The organism is Streptomyces sp. NPDC036984, assembly GCF_055607665.1.
Genome location: NZ_JBVJRL010000074.1, coordinates 1 through 2,887 on the forward strand (window position 1 = coordinate 1; position 2,887 = coordinate 2,887).

The 2,887-nt window shown below is 69.4% G+C and carries 1 protein-coding gene; it reads left to right on the plus strand.

Annotation, left to right across the window (positions count from 1 at the left end):
* Window positions 1-2,887: type I polyketide synthase (locus tag ACZ7DL_RS38995; protein ID WP_470781810.1), on the plus strand; the 2,887-nt coding region annotated here is incomplete at both ends.

The window sequence follows — 2,887 nt, forward strand, 5'->3', positions numbered from 1 at the left end:
CCATCACCCACCCCCACCACCAACACCACCTCACCATCCGCAACCACACCACCCACACCCGACGCCTCACCCCCACCACCCTCCCCACCACCACACCACCACCCACACCCCAAGGCACCACCCTCATCACCGGCGCCACCGGCGCCCTCGCCACCCACCTCACCCACCACCTCACCACCCACCACCCCCACCAACACCTCCTCCTCACCACCCGCCAACCCACCAACACCCCCCACCTCCAACAACTCAAAAACCACCTCACCCAACAACGCATCCCCTTCACCATCACCACCTGCGACATCACCAACCCAGACCAACTCACCCACCTCCTCAACAACATCCCCACCCAACACCCCCTCACCACCGTCATCCACACCGCCGGCACCCTCGACGACGCCACCCTCACCAACCTCACCCCCACCCAACTCGACAACGTCCTCCGCGCCAAAGCCCACACCGCCCACCTCCTCCACCACCACACCCGCCACCTCCCCCTCCACCACTTCGTCCTCTACTCCTCCGCTGCCGGCACCCTCGGCGCCCCCGGCCAAGCCAACTACGCCGCCGCCAACGCCCACCTCGACGCCCTCGCCCACCACCGCCACACCCACAACCTCCCCGCCACCACCATCGCCTGGGGCACCTGGCAAGGAAACGGCCTGGCAAGAGGCGACATCGGCGAGCACCTGCGCCGTCGCGGGATGAATCCCATGGACCCCGAGTCGGCTATGCGCGCTTTCGATCGAGCACTCGCAAGCGGTCGGCCCAGCACGTTCATCGCGGACATCGACTGGCCCACGTTCAGCCGCAACAGCTCCACCGGGCTCCGCGCCCTTTTCGAGGACATCCCCGAGGCGCAGCAGCCCGAGTCCACGCCCGCGGGCAAGGCCGACCCGCTCGCCGAACCCGGAAACCTCCGGGAGCTGCTCGCCCTCCAGCCTCCGGCCGAACGGCTCGACGCCCTGCTGACGCTCGTCCGCGCTCAAGCGGCCACCGTCCTGGGCCGTGATCAAGCCGACTCCATCGCGACCGAACACCCTTTCAGGGAACTCGGATTCGACTCGCTCTCCGCCGTCGAACTCCGCAATCACCTCGCCGGGGTCACCGGGCTCGTGCTCCCGACGACGCTCGTGTTCGATCACCCGACGCCGGCCAGGCTTGCGACCTTTCTCCACACCGAGCTTTTCGGTGCCTCACCGGACGGCACCGCCGCCACCCAGGCGCCCCGGGCCGAGGCTGACGAGCCGATCGCCATCATCGGCGTGGCCTGCCGCTTCCCCGGCGGGGTCGCCTCACCCGAGCAACTCTGGGATCTTGTCGCCTCCGAACAGGACGCCATCGGCACATTCCCCACCGACCGTGGCTGGGACCTGGCCAACCTCTACCACCCCGACCCCGACCATCCCGGGACCTCCTACACCCGGCACGGCGGATTCCTGTACGACGCCGGGGAGTTCGACGCGGACTTTTTCGGCATCAGCCCCCGCGAAGCCCTCGCCATGGACCCCCAGCAACGGCTCCTCCTGGAGACCGCCTGGGAAGCCGTCGAACACGCCGGCATCAACCCCCAGACGCTCCAAGGTACGTCGACCGGCGTCTTCACCGGTATCAACGCCCAGGACTACGCCGCACACGCCCACGCGACCCATGACACCACTGAGGGGTATGTCCTCACGGGGACCGCCGGCAGCATCGCCTCCGGCCGGGTCTCCTACACCCTCGGCCTCGAAGGCCCCGCCGTCACCGTCGACACCGCCTGTTCCTCCTCCTTGGTGGCCCTGCACCTGGCCTGCCAGGCCCTGCGCACCGGCGAATGCACCATGGCCCTCGCGAGCGGCGTCACGATCATGGCCAGCCCAATCACGTTCACCGAGTTCTCCCGTCAGCGGGGGCTCGCTCCCGACGGACGCTGCAAGCCCTACGCCGCAGCAGCCGACGGCACCAGCTGGAGCGAGGGTATCGGCACCCTCCTCGTCGTACGACTCTCCGACGCCCAGCGGTTGGGACACCGCGTCCTCGCGGTGGTGCGCGGCAGCGCGGTCAACCAGGACGGTGCGTCGAACGGCCTCACCGCCCCCAACGGGCCGTCGCAGCAACGGGTGATCCGCCAGGCCCTCGCCAACGCCGGACTGTCAGCCGCAGACGTCGACGTGGTCGAGGGCCACGGGACGGGCACGAAGCTGGGCGATCCGATCGAGGCCCAGGCCCTCCTTGCCACCTACGGCCAAGAGCACGGCCATGAGCGGCCGTTGTGGCTGGGCTCGGTGAAATCCAACCTCGGCCACACTCAGGCAGCAGCAGGCATGGCCGGCCTGATCAAGATGGTGATGGCCCTCCAGAAGGACCTACTACCAGCGACGTTGCATGTGGACGGGCCGTCACCGCACATCGACTGGGCCACCGGTGCCGTGCAGCTGCTGACGGAAGCGCGGCCGTGGGATGCGCAGACCGGCCGGCTACGACGGGCAGGAGTGTCCTCCTTCGGGGTGAGCGGGACCAACGCCCACGTCATCCTGGAGGAAGCATCCCAGCCGGAGCCGGCCGTGACCGACGGGGAGGCGGAGCCTGCGGGCGGGGATGCGGGCCGGCCGGTGGTGTGGGTGGTGTCCGCGAAGACCCAGGCCGCGCTCCGCGCCCAGGCCGGCACCCTGCACACCCACATCAGCGACAACCCCCACCTGGATACGGCCGCCATCGGTCACACCCTGGCCCATGCCCGCGCCCTGTTCGACCACCGGGCCACCATCATCGCCACCGACCGCGACCAAGCCCTGGACGCGCTCGCGGCCCTGGCCGCCGGAGAGTCACACCCCAACCTCGTCACCCTCACACACGACAAGACGGCAGCGGGCGGGAAGACCGCGTTCATCTGTTCCGGGCAGGGCAC